Source organism: Bacillus sp. JK106, from assembly GCF_053663355.1.
Map to the genome: position 1 here is coordinate 601,133 of NZ_JBSJQC010000001.1, position 18,992 is coordinate 620,124.

Sequence of the window (18,992 nt, forward strand, 5' to 3'; positions counted from 1 at the left end):
GGAGGCAGATGAATTTGATAATATTGACTAATAGAGTTTATTTTGGTTTTTATCAAAAATATACGTTTTGTTCATATTCCGTTCATGCACATCCGTTATAGTATAAACAGTGATATAGGAGGAAAACATATGCCGAATAAACAACCAAAACCTAAAGGGAAATTCAGCTCATTCTTTTCATTAGTCAAAAAAACAAAACCATCATACGGTATGCTGGCATTCGCGCTGTCTCTCAGTATTGTGACAACGCTCGTCAGCCTGCTGATTCCGCTGTTGACAAAGCAGCTCGTTGACGGCTTTTCCATGTCGTCGCTGTCAGGCGTGCAAATCGGAATCATCGCAGCCGTGTTTATCGTACAGGCCGCATTAAGCGCCTACGCCACCTACGCCCTGAACTACAGCGGCCAGAAAATCATCTCGGGACTGCGTGATTTGTTGTGGCAGAAATTAATTAAACTGCCCGTCTCTTATTTTGACAAAAACGCCACGGGAGAAACGATCAGCCGTGTCACCAATGACACAATGGTGGTAAAAGAGCTGATCACAAACAATATCAGCGGATTTATTACCGGAATCATTTCCGTTATCGGGTCACTGACGATCTTATTTTTCATGAACTGGAAGCTCACATTGCTCGTGCTGATCGTCGTGCCGCTGGCTGCGGTGATTTTAGTGCCGATCGGCCGGAAAATGTTTAAAATTTCTCGGGAAACACAGGATGAAACGGCGAGATTCACCGGATTATTAAACCACATCCTCCCGGAAATCAGGCTTGTAAAAGCGTCAAACGCTGAAGAAGCGGAATACGGACGCGGAAAAGCAGGCATCATGGCGCTCTTTAAACTCGGGCTGCGTGAAGCGAAGGTGCAGTCGCTCGTAGGCCCGCTTATTACACTTGTATTAATGGCGGCGTTGGTCGCTGTCATCGGGTACGGCGGGATGCAAGTGTCATCCGGTGAATTGACAGCCGGCGCACTCGTTGCCTTTATCCTGTATTTGTTTCAAATCATTATGCCGATGGGCCAGATCACTTCATTTTTCACACAGCTTCAAAAATCCGTCGGCGCAACGGAACGGATGATTCATATTCTTGCAGAAAAAGAAGAAGATATCCAAACCGGAAAAGCCATTGAAAACGCAGATCAGCCGATTAAGCTCGAACAAGTCTCATTCGGCTACAAAACAGATCAAACCATCTTAAAAGACATTACGGCTACGATTGAGGCCGGCAAAGTCACCGCGATCGTCGGACCGAGCGGCGGCGGAAAAACAACGTTATTTAAGCTGCTTGAACGATTCTACAACCCGACTGCGGGCAGCATCCTGCTCGGAAATGAACCGATTGATGCATATTCCCTTGAGTCATGGCGGGAGCATATCGGCTACGTCTCGCAAGAAAGCCCGTTAATGTCAGGCACCATCCGCGACAATATCTGCTACGGATTAAAACGCGAGGTGACTGATGAGGAACTGAGGCAAGCGGCTGACATGGCCTACGCCCTGCAATTTATTGAAGACTTACCGAAGAAATTTGAAACAGAGGTCGGTGAGCGGGGAATTATGCTGTCAGGCGGACAGCGGCAGCGCATCGCCATTGCCAGAGCGCTCCTTCGCAACCCGAGCATTCTGATGCTTGATGAAGCGACATCAAGTCTGGACAGCCAATCTGAAAAATGGGTGCAGCAGGCGCTGGAAGTTCTAATGGAAGGCCGCACCACGATTGTGATCGCCCATCGTTTATCCACGGTTGTGGATGCAGATCAGCTTCTCTTTGTCGAACAGGGTGAAATCACCGGACGGGGCACACACCATGAATTAATGGCATCCCATTCGCTGTACCGCGATTTTGCGGAGCAGCAGCTGAAGCTGAATGCCGACTTAGAAAACAAAGCTGTGTAAAGCAAGACTTTATGAATAGAAAGCAGCTGAAAAAGCTGCTTTTTATTTTGCAGCCGGAATCCTATTCATTGGAAGCGGGGGTGAATTATGAAAAAACGCACAAAGATTTTTTATTGTCACGCGGCCTTACTGCTCGTATTCATGACTGCCGGGTGTACGGACGGTAACGATGAAGAGCCGAGCCATTCTTCAAGTCCGGCCGGAGAAAGCAGCGGCATCAACAAGGCTGAAACAGCATCAGCGGCAGAAAAAAAAGAACCCGTAATCAAAGATTCACATCACATCTCTGCGGACAAAAGCGAACCGAACAACATGTCGGCAGATTATTCTCCTCTGCAAATTGAATATGCCCGCATCTGGCTGCAGCTTGGGGAATATCAGCAGATAGATGAATTGAACGTTCGCCGCATTCCGGCCGGAGCACTCGTCAACCCTGACGATCATACGAGCGCCCGCTATCCCGAAGATGTTACGCAGTTAGCAGGCTCCCGGTTAGTCGATGGGTCAGTCACTTACAGCAGCAATGGTGACGGCACCATTCAGGTATACAATGTTCCTTTGCGCTGGGAGTCTCGTGAAGATACTGATCAAGGCGTAATGAAAGAAGTGACGGAGGAAATGATCCGCCATACAAAAAAAGTGTCTGTCGATACAGGAGACAATGAAAAAATAAGACGGTTAATAGACATCATGTCGATTCATTAAAAGAAGACAGGCAAAAAAGCAGAAGGAGGGATTTTCATGGCTGTCATATTGGTTGCGGATGACGACCGCCATATCCGTGAGCTTGTCCGCCTCATGATGGAGCAGAGCGGCTTTGACGTCGCAGAAGCGGAAGACGGGGAAGCGGCGGTGCGGCTGATCGAATCAGCACCTATTGATCTCATCATACTGGATGTGATGATGCCGAAAATGGACGGGTTTGAAGTCAGTGAAGCCGTCCGCAGCTTTACGGACATTCCGATTTTGATGCTGACGGCAAAAGGCGAAACGCTGGACAAAGTGCAAGGTTTTACTTCCGGAGCGGATGATTATCTCGTCAAACCGTTTGAGCCGCTTGAGCTGGAAGCAAGGGTCAAAGCATTGCTGAAACGGTACCGGATCACCGCTGAAAAACTGCTGACCATCGGAAATGTCACATTAGATAAGCAATCCCGCACCGTAACGCGCGGCGGCGGAGCGGGATTGACACTGCCCCGGCGTGAATTTGAGCTTTTATTTAAGCTCGCCGGTTATCCGAATAAGACGTTTTCAAGAGAACAATTAATAGAAGATATTTGGGGCTTTGATTATGAAGGTGACGAGCGGACGGTTGATGTGCATGTTAAAAGGCTGAGGGAACGGTTTCCGGAAAAGGACTATCCGTTTGCCATCCATACGGTGCGGGGGCTCGGGTATCGGTTTGTGGTGACAGAATGAAACGGATCTTCAGAACGGCTGGAAAAATCATCATCCTTCTCACCGTCACCGCATTCTTATGGCTGGCGGCTCACCTGATCGTTCAGGGATTCGGTCTCATATGGCCGATTTTGCTTGTGCCGTACGCCGAGCAGATTTTGACGCTTTGGCTTGTTTTCGGCCTGCTGTTTGTAACGATGTTTATTTTTTCAAAGTCAGCACGTGAAAGACATCATGCGATCTGGGATTCGCTGACCGCCACGATCAAGCAAATGTCGAGCGGCAACTTCACAGCGGCCGCTTCCCGGAAAATGGAGAAGATTGAACGGGACCACCCCGTGACGAAATTGGCTGATGAACTGTCGACACTCGCCGCGGAACTGAGTGAAATGGAAAAGCTGAAACAAGAATTTATTTCGAACGTTTCCCATGAAATCCAAACTCCGCTTACTTCATTAAAGGGCTACGCGCATCTTCTGAAAAAACCGGATTTATCATATGAGGAGCGGGGGCGCTACTTACACATCATCGAGACAGAAACAGAACGATTATCAAAAATCAGTGAAAATCTGCTGAAGCTCACTGCGCTTGAACGCCAAACCGAACCGATACAAAAAAAACCGTTCCGCATTGACAAACAGCTGCGGCGCACCATATTGACCTGTGAGCCTGAATGGTCCGCCAAACAGATTGAGTTTCTCATTGATTTACAGGAGTCGTATGTGTACGGAGATGAAGCGCTGCTCAGCCAAGTATGGATGAATCTGATTCACAATGCCGTAAAATTTACCGGTGAAGGCGGCCGCATTTCCGTTAAAATTGTTGATCTGCCGGGAGCGGCGGCTGTCGAAATCGCCGACGACGGAATCGGAATGGAGCCTGAACAGGCGGAGCGTGTATTTGAACGGTTTTATAAAGCGGACAAGGCGAGAAACGCAGGGGGAAGCGGGCTCGGCCTGTCCATCGCCCAAAAAATCGCAGAGCTGCACGGCGGTTCGATAGAGGTTGAGAGCAAGCGCGGCGAAGGAGCCCTTTTCCGCGTCATTCTTCCAGCCGAACCTCGTGAAAAAAACAGCTAAAATCTGGTCGAACCAGCCAGTAAAAAACGAAGCCGATCCTGTCTTTTGAACTATTGAGGCGAAACCGTTTTATGGTATACTACTGACGGTAATACGTATAAAACGGAGGATATTTGTGGGAAAACACACTTCTGAACAGAAAAAGCACGCGCAAATTGTCCAGCTGCTTCAGGATGGACAATATTTTTTTCATAAAGGCTTAAAAGCATATAAAGAGCGGAATTTAAAACGGGCCAGCAAACTGATTCAGCGGGCCGTCCACCTCGAGCCGAATGATTCCGAAATGCTGTCCCGGCTGGCCGTCATTTATTCTGAAATGGGCCACTACCAGCAGTCAAATGAGCTGTTCGACTTTATTTTGGTGAACCTGAAAGAAGAAATGCCCGAGTGTCATTATTTTAAAGCGAATAATTTCGCGCATTTGGGGCTCTTTCAGGAAGCATACAAAGAAGCGGCGGCTTATTCAGATGCCGATCCGGACGGGGAATTCAGCGAAGAGATTGAAAATCTGATGGAGCTTTTGGATTTCGGCGAAGCGGGTGAAAACGAATCGCTCTATGACCAGGATGAGCTGCTGATCAGGCAGGACCGGGCAAAAATGCTTCTTGAGAGCGGCCAGCTTCATGAAGCGGTTGTCATGCTTGAAGAGATTACGGCCGATTACCCCGAGCTTTGGTCTGCATACAACAACCTGGCGCTCGCTTACTTTTACTCAGGCAATGTTACAAAAGCGAAACAGACGGTATTCGAAGTGCTTGAGAAAAATGAAGGCAATCTCCATGCCCTGTGCAACCTCCTTGTATTCTGCTATTACGAGAGGGAAGATGAAAAAGTCGGAGAACTGAGCGGGAAACTCGCCAACGTGTATCCGATTTTATTCGAACAGCGCTATAAGCTGGGGGCGACGCTTGCGCTTGTCGGCAGACATGATCTCGGTTATAAATGGCTCCGTTCTCTTTACAAAAGCGGGTTCGAAGGCGACGAAACGTTTTATTACTGGCTTGCCGCCTCAGCCTACGGGACAGGCCGCACAGAATTTGCGGAAACCATTTGGAAAAAGGCCGAAGCCGAATTTCCCGAATCAGACCGGCCCGCGCCTTGGGCGGAGCGGCAGGAACCGCTGCCTGCTTCACTTGAACAGCGGCTTGCCGCCTATTATATCAGCAGCGCTGAAGGAGAGCGGAACCAGCTTGAAAAAGTTCTGACGGTAAAACGCGCCGTTTCACCGTTTGAACAAGATTTCGTCAGACTGCTGCTTTCCGGTGAAAAAGGCGCTTCAGGCGTCTCCGGTGACGCGCTGTTCACGTATCGGACGGTCAAGCTTCTGGAGAAAGCGGAAGCCGACAGTTTAAAAACTGACGTCATGAGCTGCTGGGTTTTTCACGTCATTCAGCATATCCGCGCCGCCGCTGCCGTACAGAATGAGCGGGCATGGGCCGCAGCCATCGCATACGTATGGAAAGAAGCAAACGGCGAAAAAACGACGAAAAAAGAAACGGCCGCCGTTTACGGTATAACCCCGGCAACCCTTTCGAAATACATCAGACAAATAGATGATATATTAGAATAAAACCGATTCTTTCTATATAAAGAGTCGGTTTCTTTTTTTTATCATAAAGGGGCAAAACAGAACTTTACCGCCGAAAAAAGAGGTATTCATACGTATTTTTTTGCTTTTTGAATCGAAATCAGGCCGTAATCACCGTTTATTTTGCAAAATATGAGATTTGCAATCACATTGAAATATAACTGTAATAAAAATTGTCGAAACATGATGGTATAATGAGTCTCGTACATAAGAGATTAGTTTATTTTACATGTGCTGTATAATCTATGCCAATTAACCAGATTCAAAGAATCGTACATAAAAATCATCAGCCTCACGGGTATGTGAGGGAGCGTAACTTTGATGTTCATAATAGAATTCCAAATGAGAACAGGTTTAAAGTAAAAGGGAGGAAAGAAAAAGTGAAAAAGAGTTTATTAACACTTGGTTTGGCTTCCGTCATCGGGACAAGCAGTTTTTTAATCCCGTTTACAAAAACTGCATCGGCGGAAACATTAGACAGCAAAAAAGCGAAAATTGAAAGCAAGCAATCTGAGGTGGCTTCAAGCCTTGAAGCAAAAGAAAGAGAATTGTCCAAGCTTCAGGACAAGCAGGCTAAGATTGAAAAAGAACTGAAAGACATTAACGCTAAAGCGTTGGATACAAGCAATAAAATCGAAGATAAAAAAGCTGAAAACGAAAAAACGAAAAAGCAGATCGCTGATTTGAAAAAAGAAATCAAAGAAACAGAAGCGCGTATTGAAAAACGCAATGAAATCCTGAAAAAACGCGTTCGTTCTTTACAGGAAAACGGCGGTTCTCAAGGATACATAGATGTACTTTTAGGAGCGACAAGCTTCGGAGACTTCATTTCCCGTGCGACTGCAGTATCTTCTATCGTTGATGCGGATAAAGACCTGATCAAACAGCAGGAGCAGGATAAAGCGAAACTCGAAGACGCAGAGGCTGAACTTAACGTGAAGCTGAAAAAAGTTCAAGATGATCTTGCGAAACTCGAGTCTATGCAAAAAGACCTGAACAAACAGCTTGATCAGAAAGACAAGCTTTTCGACGAAGCGAAAAACGGTCAGAAAAAAGCGGCTTCCGCTATCTCTGATCTGAAAAAAGAAGCGTCACAGCTTGCAAACCAAAAAGCTGACACTGAAAAAGAACAGAAGCGCATTAAAGCTGAGCAGGCTGCAGCGGCTGCCCTGATCAAAAAACAGGAAGAAGCGCAAAAAGCTTCTGAAGACCAAAACCAAAAAGATGACAGCCAGCCGGCACCGGCGGTTAAAACTGTGAAAAAAGCGGCTGTTTCAACATCATCTGATTCATCTGACAGCTCAAGCAAACCGAAGAGCACTTCAGGCGGATCATCTCATAACAGCGGCGGTTCAGATGATTCTGACGGCGGATCTGTTATTTCAAATTCAGGCGGTATTGAAGGCGCGATCAGCGTAGGATCAAGCCTTGTGGGTCAATCTCCGTATAAATTCGGCGGCGGACGCACTCAATCCGATATTGACAACCGTATTTTTGACTGCTCTTCATTCGTACGCTGGGCTTATGCTAACGCAGGCGTTAATCTCGGACCTGCAAGCGGCACAAACACAGATACATTAATCGGAAGAGGTAAAGCAGTAAGCGCGTCTGACATGAAACGCGGAGACTTAGTTTTCTTCAACACGTATAAAACAAACGGCCACGTCGGCATCTACTTAGGTAACGGAACGTTCCTGAACGATAATACATCACACGGTGTATCCATTGATTCTATGAGCAACCCTTACTGGAAGAAAGCATTCAACGGCAATGTAAGACGTGTCGTGCAATAATGAATAAGACAAGGGCCTTCTATCCCGGAAGGCTCTTTCTTTATTTGTATACCCGCTCAGGAGCTGCCTAATCACGGTTTCTCAGAAAAATGAGCAAAAAAATAGCGAATTGCCCTCAGATTTAATAGGATATGGGTAAGGAATACGATTGATGGGGATTCTTAGTCATATAGGGTGCGCCCCATTTCGAAAAGGAGTGAATCATGGTGTCAGAAGAAAAAATTTATGATGTGATCATTATCGGCGCGGGTCCGGCGGGGATGACCGCTGCTGTTTACACATCACGAGCGAACTTATCCACATTAATGATCGAAAGAGGAATTCCGGGCGGCCAGATGGCCAACACGGAGGATGTTGAAAACTATCCGGGTTTTGAAAGCATTCTCGGCCCTGAACTTTCTAATAAAATGTTTGAACATGCGAAAAAATTCGGTGCGGAATATGCGTACGGCGATATTAAAGAAATTGTTGACGGTAAAGAATATAAAACGGTCAAAGCCGGTTCAAAAGAATATAAAGCGCGCGCCATCGTCATTTCTGCCGGAGCGGAATACAAAAAGATCGGTGTCCCCGGCGAAAAAGAACTGGGCGGCCGCGGCGTATCGTACTGCGCAGTTTGTGACGGCGCGTTCTTTAAAAATAAAGAGCTTGTCGTTGTCGGCGGCGGAGACTCCGCCGTTGAAGAAGGCGTCTATCTGACACGCTTCGCTTCAAAAGTCACCATCGTTCACAGACGTGACAAATTGCGGGCGCAAAGCATTCTTCAGGCGCGTGCCTTTGACAATGAGAAAATTGACTTCAAATGGAACAAAACCGTAAAAGAAATCCATGAGGAAAACGGAAAAGTCGGCAGACTTACTCTTGTGGATACCGTGACGGGAGAAGAGGAAGAATTCAAAGCTGACGGCGTCTTTATTTATATCGGTATGCTTCCGCTTTCTAAACCGTTCGAAAACTTGGGCATCACAAATGAAGAAGGCTACATTGAAACAAATGCCCAAATGGAGACAAAAGTTCCAGGCATTTTCGCCGCGGGAGACATCCGGGAAAAAACGCTCCGCCAGATCGTAACGGCGACAGGCGACGGAAGTATTGCGGCTCAAAGCGTTCAGCATTATGTGGAAGAGCTTGAGGAAACGCTCAAAACCGTTAAATAATCACTGTAATGTTCAGTTTTTGAATCGTTACTGTGTTTTAATTACGCTGTAACACGGGTGAAATACTGATGTTTTAAGATGAATGTAGTAATTGACCCCCTTTTTAATGAATACACTTTGGCACGGATTCCAGTATCCGTGCCCTTTTTTTGCGATTTTTTGTTTTCTGTCAAATAAAAGAAAAGGATGTCGGTGTCTCTGCATTGTGAGAGACATGCCGAAACGGTATAATGAAGAGACGATGATTTGTTGAGAAGGTTAGGTGACGTACTTGTGCAAAGAGTGACAAATTGTGTGCTGCAGACAGATGATCAGGTTCTCCTTCTCCAAAAGCCGAGACGGGGCTGGTGGGTCGCGCCCGGCGGGAAGATGGAAAGCGGCGAATCCGTCAGAGATTCCGTCATCAGAGAGTACAGAGAAGAGACGGGCATTTATATACTAAATCCGCAGTTAAAAGGCGTGTTTACCTTTATTATTAAGGAACAGGAACAAATCGTGTCAGAGTGGATGATGTTTACTTTCGTCGCCGACTCCTACACGGGGCGGAATGTCGCTGAATCAGAGGAAGGCGTTCTGAAGTGGCATGACGTAAAAGATATCCACAGCCTTCCGATGGCCCCCGGAGACGGGCATATCCTTGATTTTATGATCAAGGGCCAAGGGCTTTTGCACGGCACCTTTACGTATACGCCGGACTTCGAGCTGCTCAGCTATCGTTTAGATCCGCAGCTTATCAAATAAAAGAAAGACCGCAGGGGGGAGAAAGATGAGTATGAATGAAAACCATGATATTCAGCTCGTCATCATTACGGGAATGTCTGGAGCGGGGAAAACCGTCGCCATTCAAAGCTTTGAGGATCTCGGCTATTTTTGCGTCGACAATCTGCCGCCTTCCTTGCTGCCGAAATTTTTGGAGCTGATGAAAGAATCAAGTTCAAAAATGAGCAAGGTCGCGCTTGTCATGGATCTGCGGGGACGTGAATTTTTTGACAGGCTGATTGAGGCGCTGGATGAAATGGCGGAAAATCCGTGGATTACACCGCGTATTCTCTTTTTAGACGCTAAGGATTCCATCCTTGTGACGAGATACAAAGAAACGAGGCGTTCTCACCCGCTGGCAGCTACCGGGCTTCCTCTTGAAGGAATCGCACTGGAACGCCAGCTACTTGAAGAATTGAAAGGGCGCTCTCAGCTGATCTATGACACATCGGATATGAAACCGCGTGATCTGCGTGAAAAAATCGTGGCGCATTTCGCCACGAACCAAGGTGAAACATTTACAGTGAACGTGATGTCATTCGGTTTCAAATACGGGCTTCCGATAGATGCCGACCTCGTGTTTGATGTAAGGTTTCTGCCGAATCCGTTCTACATTGAAAGCATGAGACCGCTTACGGGGAAAGATGAGGAAGTGTCATCCTATGTGATGAAGTGGAACGAAACACAAAAGTTTATTGAAAAGCTTGTTGATCTGCTCGGCTTTATGCTTCCGTCTTATAAGCGGGAAGGGAAAAGCCAGCTTGTCATCGCGATCGGCTGTACGGGCGGCCAGCACCGCTCCGTCACGCTCGCTGAGTATTTGGCTGACTATTTTAAAAAAGATTTCTATACTCATGTCACTCACCGGGACATTGAAAAGAGAAGCCGGAAATGAATAAGAAGCCGAAAATCGCAATCTTCGGCGGCGGAACGGGTCTGTCCGTGCTGCTTCGGGGGTTAAAGCATAAGCCCGTTGATATTACGGCGATTGTGACAGTTGCTGATGACGGCGGAAGTTCAGGCCGTCTGCGGGATGAACTTCAAATTCCGCCGCCGGGTGACATCCGTAACGTACTGGCCGCTTTGTCAGATGTTGAGCCGCTCGTTGAAAATCTGTTTCAGCACCGTTTCAATAAGGGAGGCGACTTAACCGGACATTCGCTCGGCAATTTGATTTTGGCAGCGATGACAAATATAACCGGTGATTTCTTTCACGCTGTCACCGAAATGAGCAAGGTGCTGAATGTCCGCGGCAGAGTGCTGCCTGCTGCCAACACCAGTGTCGTTCTTCATGCTGAAATGGAGGACGGGCAGGTCGTCTCCGGAGAATCGACAATCCCTTCTTACGGCCAGCGGATTAAACGGGTGTTTCTTACGCCTGAAAAAATTGATCCGCTGCCGGAAACGATTGACGTCATCCGTCAGGCCGATTTAATCATTATCGGTCCGGGAAGCCTGTACACAAGCATTCTTCCGAATCTGCTCGTGCCGAAAATCGGAGAGGAAGTCGTCAAGGCCGTGGCCAAAAAAGTATATATATGCAACGTCATGACACAGCCCGGCGAGACGCTTCAATACAGCGCGGCCGACCATGTCAAGGCGCTGAACGATCATATGGAGCAGCCGTTTATCGACACGATCTTAATCAACAATGAGGAGATCCCTGACGAAATCAAAAGCAAATATGCGAAAGAGCTCGCCCGGCCCGTCGACTTCAATGTTGAAAAGCTGAAATCCATGGGGCTTGAGGTCATCAGGGATCAGATTATCACGTATAAAAATGGCGTAATCCGTCACGATACACATAAAGTGGCTTCTCTTCTTGTCGATTTATTAAGGGACTAGAGGCCTTTTGAAATGAGGTGGCTAATATGTCATTTGCATCGGAAACAAAAAAAGAACTGACGAATCTGGAAGTGAAGGACTGCTGCGCCAAGGCGGAGCTGTCCGCGCTGATTCGGATGAACGGTTCCCTGTCATTTTCAAACCGCCATCTCGTGCTTGACGTTCAAACCGAAAATGCGGCGATTGCCCGCCGCATTTATACATTGCTGAAGAAACAATATGATGTATCGGTCGAACTGTTAGTCAGAAAAAAAATGCGGCTGAAAAAAAACAATGTTTATATTGTGCGCTTTTCTGAAAATGCAAAGCTGATTTTAGAGGAATTGAAAATCCTCGGGGAGAACTTTATATTTGAACGGAATATTTCTGAGGAACTGGTGGCGAAACGGTGCTGCAAACGTTCTTATATGAGAGGGGCGTTTTTGGCGGGGGGATCTGTGAATAACCCGGAAACATCGTCGTACCACTTGGAAATCTTCTCGCTTTATAAGGAACATAACGATTCATTATGCGCGCTGCTGAATGAATTTCATCTGAACAGCAAAACGCTTGAACGGAAAAAAGGCTATATTACGTATTTAAAAGAGGCGGAAAAAATCACTGAATTTCTGAATGTCATCGGCGCTCACAATTCACTGCTGCGCTTTGAAGATGTGCGGATTGTCAGAGATATGAGAAACTCAGTGAACCGCCTCGTCAATTGTGAAACAGCAAACTTAAACAAAACCATCGGGGCTTCTCTCAGACAGGTGGAAAATATTAAATACATTGATGAACGGATCGGTCTTGAAGCGCTGCCGGAAAAGCTTCGCGAAATTGCGCAGCTGCGGATTGATTATCAGGAGGTCACGCTGAAAGAACTGGGGGAAATGGTTGCAAGCGGGAAAATCAGCAAATCCGGCATCAATCACAGGCTGAGAAAGCTCGATGAAATCGCAGAACAGCTGCGTACAGGACAAAGCATCACTTTGAAATAACCGTACAGAAAAGGGGAGATCTTATGGTTCAGGGGAAAGTGGAAGTGCGTTTAAAGACGGGATTGCAGGCGCGCCCCGCTGCATTGTTTGTACAGGAGGCAAATCGTTTTGCATCAGATGTGTTTCTTGAGAAAAACGGCAAGAAAGTGAATGCCAAAAGCATTATGGGATTAATGAGTCTGGCGGTCAGCTCGGGGACGGAAGTCACTCTGATCGCTGAAGGCGACGATGAAAAGGAAGCGCTGGAAAAGTTGTCCGCTTATGTGCAGGAAGAAGTGTAAACACTTTGTAAGGGGGACGGAACGATGAATGAGTTTCTGAAAGATTGTTATCAAACGATAGGCTGGGAAAAGGATTCCCTCGATTTCAGCAACCTGCCGGAGTTTTTAAAGGCGCTCGCGTATCGGTTTCCGTTTGAAAATCGCGCGGTTTTGTCCAAAAAAGAATATGACGTCACGAAAGAAGGACTGTGGCGGCACATGGTGAAGGAACCTCATGGCGGCCTTTGTTATGACTTGAACGGACTGCTTTATTTCATCCTGAAAGATGCCGGATTGGATGTCAAATTGATCCGCGGAACGGTCTGGAAAAACGGCTGGGCGCTGCCCGGCACACATGCGGCCGTACTTCTTTCCGCCGGAGGGAATGAGTACATCGCTGATGCAGGCTTCGGCCTCAATCTCGCCATGCAGCCTGTGCCGATGTCGGGAGACGAGACGGTATCAGCGGCCGGAGCGTTCCGCGTGAGGATAGAAGATACGGAATTCGGGGCATACGTGCTTGAAATGAACAAAGGGGACGGCTGGCAGACAGGTTACGCATTTTCGCTTGAAGAAATCGATGAAAAGGACCTCAAGTCTATGAAACAAACAATCTTTGAACATGAACGTTCTCCTTTCAACAAACGCCTGCTTGCTTCTAAGCGGACACCGGAAGGGCACATGGTTCTGTCTGAACGCAATATAACAATAAAAAAACACGATGGCACGGCGGAAAACAGCAGAATAGACCGATCAGAGTTCGAAGAAAAATTTACTGCTCATTTTATATGAAGCTCGCAGGTTCTCTGTAAAAAAACGGCCTCCGCAGGGAAGCCGTTTTTTGTATGTGTTTATCTCATTTTTGTAAAGGTTTGATAGTGGTCTGTCGTCTTATAAATCAGCCAGTCGCTTGAGTAAAGAATCCGGTCTGAATTTCTGAAGCCTGATGTATAGTTAATATCCGCTTCACGCCACGTCCGTCCGCTTTTTGCAGGGAGTTTGCCTTCCCTGTTTGAGAAGATGTCTCCGCCGATGCTTTTCCCCGGGGCGACGTCCGCCAGATTCCCCTTTGATGCCACCCAGCCGAGGGCCTGTGCTTCTGATTTTGTAATGTAATTATCAGGAAGCTTATGATAGGTCTGAAGATAATCCGCAACCCCGTCAAACGTGTTGATAACCTGTGCTTCAGTGTGCGCCTTGTGAGAAGATGTATCCGTCTTGGCAGCCGTTGAAAACAGCATCCCCGCCGCGGAGAACAGCACCAGCAAACAAACGGAAATCCACGATAATCGTTTTTTCAAAGCAATACCTCCCATTTTTATCATGTGAAGCTGATTCCTTTTCATTGTATCAGCATCAAGAGAAAGGAATAGAAAGAATTTTAAAATAGTACTTTTGATCTAGTGAAAAATAAACCCCGGCTGAAACGGCCGGGATTTTTCATCTCATTGAAATTCCTTCGTGAGGTTTTTCGGTGTTTTTCCGTATACGGCGTCAATCATGTTTTGTGCGGCTTGCTTGAACATATTCAAGCGGATTTTTGCCGTTGCTGACCCGATATGAGGAAGCAATGTGACGTTTTCCAGCTGCAGGAGCGGATTGTCTTCGGCGATCGGCTCTTTTTCAAACACATCTAAACCGGCGCCTTTTATCCAGCCCTCCTGCAATGCGCGGATGAGCGCTTTCTCATCAACCGTCTTTCCCCGGGAAATATTGACGAAACATGCCGTATCTTTCATCAATTTAAATTCCCGCTCTCCCATCATATGATACGTTTCGTCAGTAAGCGGCGTAATTAAAAGCACAAAGTCTGATGTTTTCAGCAGTGTATCTAAGTCGGCATATGTAACCCCGAGTTCCTTCTCAGCATCCGGTTTTCTGCTGCGGTTATAATACAGCACGTCCATATCGAAGCCGAATTTTGCCCGTTTGGCAGCTTGTTCACCGATTCTGCCCATGCCGATAATTCCTAATGTCTGATGGTGGACATCCATACCGAAAAGAGATTCCTCCTCAACGGTTCCCCATTTGCCGGCGCGGACGAATCGATCCAATTCGGCAACCCGTCTGGCGGAAGACAGAATTAATGAAAAAGCCAGATCAGCGACAGTGTCATCTAAGGTGTACGGTGTATGCGTGCCGACAACCCCGCGTCTTTTCATTTCTTCAATATTAAAATTATCATAGCCGACTGAATTATTGCTGACGACCTTCAGCTTCGGCGCGTGATCCAGTAAATCACTGTCAATCGCCGTTCCGGATGTCAGCAGCCCTTCAGCATCTTTCATTTTTTCGTACAGTTTCTCTTTTGGAATGGTATCTTCTTTCCAGATGTCATAGCGGCAATGCTCGCCTATCATTTGTTCGACTTCGGGCGGTATCGGTTTCGCGATGAATACATAGGGTTTCAACGGGCTTCTCCTCCTTTGTCTTTCTTCTCTATTTTATTATATAAGAGAAGCGGTAACGTGAGAAATATTCAAACGCATTACGATAAATTTCTGGTTCTTTTGAACTTAAAATGAAAGGAAAAAGAAATGTACATGCTTGATTTCTCCAAACAGTAACAGAATCCGCCTATATTTCTGAAGGCAAAATGAGCGGAACCGCTGTTTTTAAAAGCTTTATAGGTTGGTGTAAAGATAAATTTTATTATTTTTGAAAGATATAAATGAATATAATCTGAATTTACAGTCAAATTATCGTGTCTTTTTTTGAAAGCGCTTTTGAGGCCTTTTTCTGTGCTATAATTCCTTACTGTAAGCTGGGTAAGAAGGCTTGCAATACAATCGGATGGGAGATGAATAGAAAAATGGTTTCTTTATCAAGCATTTTGGAGCACAACCAGCAGTTTGTCCAAGAAAGGAAATATGAACCTTACCAAACGACAAAATTCCCGAAAAAAAAGCTTGTCATCGTATCCTGTATGGATACAAGGCTGACGGAGCTTCTGCCGCAGGCGATGGGACTCAGAAACGGCGATGCCAAAATCATAAAAAACGCGGGAGCCATTGTTTCTCACCCATTTGGAAGTGTTATGCGGAGCATTTTGGTTGCCGTTTATGAACTGCAGGCAGAGGAAGTCTGCATCATAGGTCACCGCGAGTGCGGAATGTCGGGATTAAATGCGGCTTCCATATTAAATAAAGCAAAAGAGCGCGGCGTGGAGGACAAATGTCTGAGCCTTCTGCAGCATGCGGGAGTCGATTTGGAAACATGGCTGACCGGTTTTCACAGCGTCGAAGAAAGCGTGGGCCACAGCGTGAATATGGTCAGGCATCATCCGCTCTTGCCTGAAGAGGTGCCGGTGCACGGGCTGGTGATCGATCCGGGAACGGGGACGCTGGATGTAGTCGTTGACGGTTATGAAACAGTCAAAGGAGGATGCAGCTGACGATGCAATTTACCGGCAGATACCAGGGGTACAATTTGCAGAAATTTCAGAAAGACCTAATCGCGGGAATTGTGGTCGGAATTGTAGCGATTCCACTGGGAATGGCCTTTGCCATCGCCTCGGGGGTCGGTCCGGAATACGGGCTTTACACCGTTATTGTGGCCGGAATTCTGATTTCGCTGTTGGGCGGGTCTAAATATCAGATCGGCGGGCCTACAGGGGCGTTTGTTCCCATTTTATTTGCCATTGTGATGCAGTATGGTTTTGAGAATTTACTTGTAGCCGGTTTTATGGCAGGCGTCATGCTCGTCCTGTTTGGCGTATTTAAGCTCGGAAAGATTATGAAATTCGTGCCGAAGCCGGTGATCGTCGGATTTACGGCCGGGATCGCAGTGCTGATTTTCTCGGAGCAGATTGCCCATTTTCTCGGTCTGCGCGATATCCAAAAGCATGAAAGCTTTATCCTCAACATTGCGGAAATAGGCAAGAAGATCGGAACCTTTAATTTGTACAGTATCCTCATCGCGGGAATTGCTTTGGCCATTTTGCTGTTATCAGCCAGGCTGATGCCGAAGATTCCCGGCGCGCTTGTGGCCCTGCTTGTCTCTACAGCCGCGGCGGTCGTGTTTTTTCCTGACAAAATGGCGACAATCGGTTCTGCTTACGGGGAAATTCCGCGGCAGCTTCCGGCTTTCCAGCTTCCGGATTTCTCAATTGATAACATGGTGATGATGTTTCCGTCGGCTCTGATCATTGCGCTTCTCGGCGGACTTGAATCCATATTATCGGCGATGGTCGCGGACAATATGAAAGGATCACGGCATGACAGCAATAGGGAGCTTGTCGGGCAGGGCATCGCCAATATGGCAGCGCCGCTTTTCGGCGGCATACCGGCAACGGGAGCGATTGCGCGGACCGCAACAAATATTAAAAACGGCGCAGTTTCTCCGATTTCCGGTGTTGTCCACGGAGTCACCGTCCTCCTCGTCCTGCTCGTCTTCGCCCCGCTTGCCGTTCACGTACCGCTGGCAAGCATGGCGCCGGTATTGATGGTTGTGGCTTGGAACATGAGTGAGCGGAGGGAAGTCGCCAATATGATGCGGCTGAAAAACACTGATTCATTCGTACTGGCGGCAACCTTTTTGCTGACGGTTCTGTTTGATTTAATTATCGGCGTTTCTGCCGGTCTTGTGCTCGCTTTTGTTTTCTTTATCAGAAAAATGAGCGAATCAACAAGCATTAAAACACCGCATGCCGCGGTCAAATCGGTTAAAAATGATTCGTCCGTCAGCACATATTCCATTGAAGGGCCGCTGTTTTTCGGTTCAATTGATTCACTGGAATCATCGCTACTGGAGAGGCTTCAGGAAAAGCCGAAGACGCTTATTCTGCTGATGAATAATGTACATTACATGGATACCTCCGCAGAAGCGGTGCTGGGGAATGTGATGAACCGGATCAAACGGCATAACGGGAGATTGATGATCGTCGGATTGCAATCACAGCCGAGAGAGCTGATCCGGAAGACGGGGCTGTTTCATAAAATCGGGAAACAGCATTTCTTTGAGCATCAGGACGAGATAACGGGATAAATTCAGATACGGCCTGTCCATGAAAAAGCGGACAGGCCGTGTTTTTATTCGGTTTCAAAGCGCTTGATCAGTTTTTCCTGATGGGCTTTCATCACATCTTCTAACGTGATTCCGTACTTATCGGCAAGGATAGCCAGATTTCCGAGGACGTCACCCATTTCTTCAATCAGCTCCTGTCTGCGTTCAGCCTGGGTTGCGTCCTTTTCATCCGGCCGGTCTCTGCCGATTTCATATGCTCTTACCGCCCGGGCGAGCTCACCCGCCTCTTCCATTAAAAAGCCGATTCTGATAAATGGCCCGTACGCCGTCCATCCTCGTTTTTCGTAAAAATCTTTCGTCCATTGTTCTGCTTCAGCCATCTGCATGTGAAACACTCCTTATGTCCTGTATGATTCTTATTGATATTATCATATAGAGATGGGACAATATATAGTGTATTTTGATTTATTGATGTACATATATAGATGCGGAGATGAAAAAATGAAAACCATTTGTGTATTTGCGGGGTCAAACCCGGGGGTAAATGAAGAGTACAAACGCAAAGCGGCCGAACTGGGTGAATATATGGCGGAGCAGGGAATCGGCCTTGTTTACGGCGGTTCACGGGTCGGTCTGATGGGAACCGTTGCTGATGCGTTAATGGCAGGCGGCGGAAAAGCTGTCGGCGTCATGCCGAGCGGGCTTTTCAGCGGAGAGATTGTTCATCAGAATCTGACGGAGCTGATTGAAGTCAGCGGCATGCATGAGCGGAAAGCGAAAATGAGTGAACTTGCCGACGGGTACATTGCCATGCCCGGCGGTTTCGGAACATATGAAGAGTTATTTGAAGTGCTGTGCTGGGCGCAAATCGGCATTCATCAAAAACCGATCGGACTGTACAATGTGAACGGGTATTTTGAGCCGATGATGAAGATGGTCAAGTACAGCATTCAGGAAGGATTTTCGAATGAGTCTCATTTAAAGCTGATACACAGTTCCTCCCGGCCGGATGAGCTGATTGAGCAGATGAATCGGTATACATACCCGATTTTAGATAAGAAATGGCAGGAATTGTGAGGCAACGGTCGGAAATATGTTTCGGCGGCTGCATCTGATTCATTCTGACGGAAAGTTCTTTTCTCTTTCTCGTGCGTACCACGCCTTTCTTCGTAATAAGAGATATGGCTGAGAATAAGATGCGAATGAGAATGCTGTTGGGGTTGAAAGAAGAACATCCATTTCCTCAGAGGAGATGGATGTTTTGCGGTTTGC

19 protein-coding genes are annotated in these 18,992 nt (G+C 47.0%); 16 read left to right on the forward strand and 3 right to left on the reverse strand.

From position 1 onward, the window contains the following. The first annotated feature begins 129 nt into the window (after positions 1-129). From ACWJJS_RS03100 to ACWJJS_RS03160, 13 genes are all read left to right on the forward strand, one after another. Entirely contained in the window at positions 130-1,899 is a 1,770-nt protein-coding gene (locus ACWJJS_RS03100) for an ABC transporter ATP-binding protein (protein ID WP_007407428.1), read from the forward strand. 87 nt (positions 1,900-1,986) lie between these two features. Next, positions 1,987-2,604 carry a hypothetical protein gene (locus ACWJJS_RS03105; RefSeq protein ID WP_278071339.1) on the forward strand — a complete coding sequence of 206 codons (618 nt, stop codon included), beginning with the start codon at positions 1,987-1,989 and terminating at the stop codon, positions 2,602-2,604. Positions 2,605-2,640: 36 nt separating this feature from the next. Then, entirely contained in the window at positions 2,641-3,318 is a 678-nt protein-coding gene (locus ACWJJS_RS03110; RefSeq protein ID WP_015387652.1) for a response regulator transcription factor, read from the forward strand. Next, entirely contained in the window at positions 3,315-4,376 is a 1,062-nt protein-coding gene (locus ACWJJS_RS03115) for a sensor histidine kinase (protein ID WP_102422867.1), read from the forward strand. Before ACWJJS_RS03110 ends, ACWJJS_RS03115 begins: the two co-directional genes overlap by 4 nt. Before the next feature lie 115 nt (positions 4,377-4,491). Then, positions 4,492-5,946, forward strand: a complete 1,455-nt coding sequence (locus ACWJJS_RS03120; RefSeq protein WP_060674008.1) for a tetratricopeptide repeat protein — start codon at positions 4,492-4,494, stop codon at positions 5,944-5,946. A gap of 398 nt (positions 5,947-6,344) precedes the next feature. Next, positions 6,345-7,757, forward strand: coding sequence for a C40 family peptidase (locus tag ACWJJS_RS03125; RefSeq protein WP_003151485.1), 1,413 nt, complete (start codon positions 6,345-6,347; stop codon positions 7,755-7,757). Between the two features lie 206 nt (positions 7,758-7,963). Beyond that, complete coding sequence (trxB, locus tag ACWJJS_RS03130) at positions 7,964-8,914, forward strand: thioredoxin-disulfide reductase (RefSeq protein ID WP_007407423.1); 951 nt, start codon at positions 7,964-7,966, stop codon at positions 8,912-8,914. A gap of 273 nt (positions 8,915-9,187) precedes the next feature. After that, positions 9,188-9,655 carry an 8-oxo-dGTP diphosphatase gene (locus ACWJJS_RS03135; RefSeq protein ID WP_003151491.1) on the forward strand — a complete coding sequence of 156 codons (468 nt, stop codon included), beginning with the start codon at positions 9,188-9,190 and terminating at the stop codon, positions 9,653-9,655. 25 nt (positions 9,656-9,680) lie between these two features. Further along, a complete protein-coding gene (gene rapZ / locus ACWJJS_RS03140) occupies positions 9,681-10,568 on the forward strand; it encodes an RNase adapter RapZ (RefSeq protein WP_012118535.1) in 888 nt (295 codons plus the stop codon). Continuing rightward, the gene (locus ACWJJS_RS03145) at positions 10,565-11,518 is read left to right on the forward strand and encodes a gluconeogenesis factor YvcK family protein (RefSeq protein ID WP_454023303.1); all 954 of its coding nucleotides are present in this window, start codon (positions 10,565-10,567) and stop codon (positions 11,516-11,518) included. The genes rapZ and ACWJJS_RS03145 overlap by 4 nt, the downstream gene beginning before the upstream one ends. A 26-nt stretch (positions 11,519-11,544) precedes the next feature. After that, on the forward strand, positions 11,545-12,495 hold the full coding sequence (whiA, locus tag ACWJJS_RS03150) for a DNA-binding protein WhiA (RefSeq protein WP_017418846.1): 951 nt from the start codon (positions 11,545-11,547) through the stop codon (positions 12,493-12,495). Between the two features lie 23 nt (positions 12,496-12,518). Continuing rightward, positions 12,519-12,776 carry an HPr family phosphocarrier protein gene (locus ACWJJS_RS03155; RefSeq protein WP_025853523.1) on the forward strand — a complete coding sequence of 86 codons (258 nt, stop codon included), beginning with the start codon at positions 12,519-12,521 and terminating at the stop codon, positions 12,774-12,776. 24 nt (positions 12,777-12,800) lie between these two features. Then, positions 12,801-13,547, forward strand: coding sequence for an arylamine N-acetyltransferase family protein (locus ACWJJS_RS03160; protein ID WP_070082432.1), 747 nt, complete (start codon positions 12,801-12,803; stop codon positions 13,545-13,547). A 59-nt stretch (positions 13,548-13,606) separates the two neighbouring features. Here ACWJJS_RS03160 and ACWJJS_RS03165 read toward each other — a convergent pair whose 3' ends face one another. Both ACWJJS_RS03165 and ACWJJS_RS03170 read right to left on the reverse strand, forming a co-directional pair. Then, complete coding sequence (locus ACWJJS_RS03165; RefSeq protein WP_223151841.1) at positions 13,607-13,996, reverse strand: ribonuclease; 390 nt, start codon at positions 13,994-13,996, stop codon at positions 13,607-13,609. A 204-nt stretch (positions 13,997-14,200) separates the two neighbouring features. Continuing rightward, entirely contained in the window at positions 14,201-15,166 is a 966-nt protein-coding gene (locus ACWJJS_RS03170; RefSeq protein WP_015387656.1) for a 2-hydroxyacid dehydrogenase, read from the reverse strand. A gap of 401 nt (positions 15,167-15,567) precedes the next feature. Here ACWJJS_RS03170 and ACWJJS_RS03175 point away from each other — a divergent pair, with 401 nt between their 5' ends. Together ACWJJS_RS03175 and ACWJJS_RS03180 are read left to right on the forward strand one after the other, a co-directional pair. Beyond that, complete coding sequence (locus ACWJJS_RS03175; RefSeq protein WP_454023304.1) at positions 15,568-16,149, forward strand: beta-class carbonic anhydrase; 582 nt, start codon at positions 15,568-15,570, stop codon at positions 16,147-16,149. Positions 16,150-16,151: 2 nt separating this feature from the next. Further along, on the forward strand, positions 16,152-17,741 hold the full coding sequence (locus ACWJJS_RS03180) for a SulP family inorganic anion transporter (protein WP_014305896.1): 1,590 nt from the start codon (positions 16,152-16,154) through the stop codon (positions 17,739-17,741). A gap of 44 nt (positions 17,742-17,785) precedes the next feature. On the opposite strand, the gene ACWJJS_RS03185 is transcribed toward ACWJJS_RS03180, so the two are convergent. Next, on the reverse strand, positions 17,786-18,106 hold the full coding sequence (locus ACWJJS_RS03185) for a MazG nucleotide pyrophosphohydrolase domain-containing protein (RefSeq protein ID WP_077722899.1): 321 nt from the start codon (positions 18,104-18,106) through the stop codon (positions 17,786-17,788). Positions 18,107-18,221: 115 nt separating this feature from the next. Here ACWJJS_RS03185 and ACWJJS_RS03190 point away from each other — a divergent pair, with 115 nt between their 5' ends. Continuing rightward, complete coding sequence (locus ACWJJS_RS03190; RefSeq protein WP_017418850.1) at positions 18,222-18,797, forward strand: LOG family protein; 576 nt, start codon at positions 18,222-18,224, stop codon at positions 18,795-18,797. The last annotated feature ends 195 nt before the right edge of the window (positions 18,798-18,992 follow it).

Coding starts and splice junctions, on each gene's coding strand:
- ACWJJS_RS03175 (WP_454023304.1), top strand. CDS start 15,568: ATGGTTTCTTTATCAAGCATTTTGGAGCACAACCAGCAGTTTGTCCAA.
- ACWJJS_RS03190 (WP_017418850.1), top strand. CDS start 18,222: ATGAAAACCATTTGTGTATTTGCGGGGTCAAACCCGGGGGTAAATGAA.
- ACWJJS_RS03155 (WP_025853523.1), top strand. CDS start 12,519: ATGGTTCAGGGGAAAGTGGAAGTGCGTTTAAAGACGGGATTGCAGGCG.
- ACWJJS_RS03180 (WP_014305896.1), top strand. CDS start 16,152: ATGCAATTTACCGGCAGATACCAGGGGTACAATTTGCAGAAATTTCAG.
- ACWJJS_RS03100 (WP_007407428.1), top strand. CDS start 130: ATGCCGAATAAACAACCAAAACCTAAAGGGAAATTCAGCTCATTCTTT.
- ACWJJS_RS03145 (WP_454023303.1), top strand. CDS start 10,565: ATGAATAAGAAGCCGAAAATCGCAATCTTCGGCGGCGGAACGGGTCTG.
- ACWJJS_RS03110 (WP_015387652.1), top strand. CDS start 2,641: ATGGCTGTCATATTGGTTGCGGATGACGACCGCCATATCCGTGAGCTT.
- whiA (WP_017418846.1), top strand. CDS start 11,545: ATGTCATTTGCATCGGAAACAAAAAAAGAACTGACGAATCTGGAAGTG.
- ACWJJS_RS03185 (WP_077722899.1), bottom strand. CDS start 18,106: ATGCAGATGGCTGAAGCAGAACAATGGACGAAAGATTTTTACGAAAAA.
- ACWJJS_RS03160 (WP_070082432.1), top strand. CDS start 12,801: ATGAATGAGTTTCTGAAAGATTGTTATCAAACGATAGGCTGGGAAAAG.
- rapZ (WP_012118535.1), top strand. CDS start 9,681: ATGAGTATGAATGAAAACCATGATATTCAGCTCGTCATCATTACGGGA.
- ACWJJS_RS03115 (WP_102422867.1), top strand. CDS start 3,315: ATGAAACGGATCTTCAGAACGGCTGGAAAAATCATCATCCTTCTCACC.
- ACWJJS_RS03105 (WP_278071339.1), top strand. CDS start 1,987: ATGAAAAAACGCACAAAGATTTTTTATTGTCACGCGGCCTTACTGCTC.
- ACWJJS_RS03165 (WP_223151841.1), bottom strand. CDS start 13,996: ATGCTGTTTTCAACGGCTGCCAAGACGGATACATCTTCTCACAAGGCG.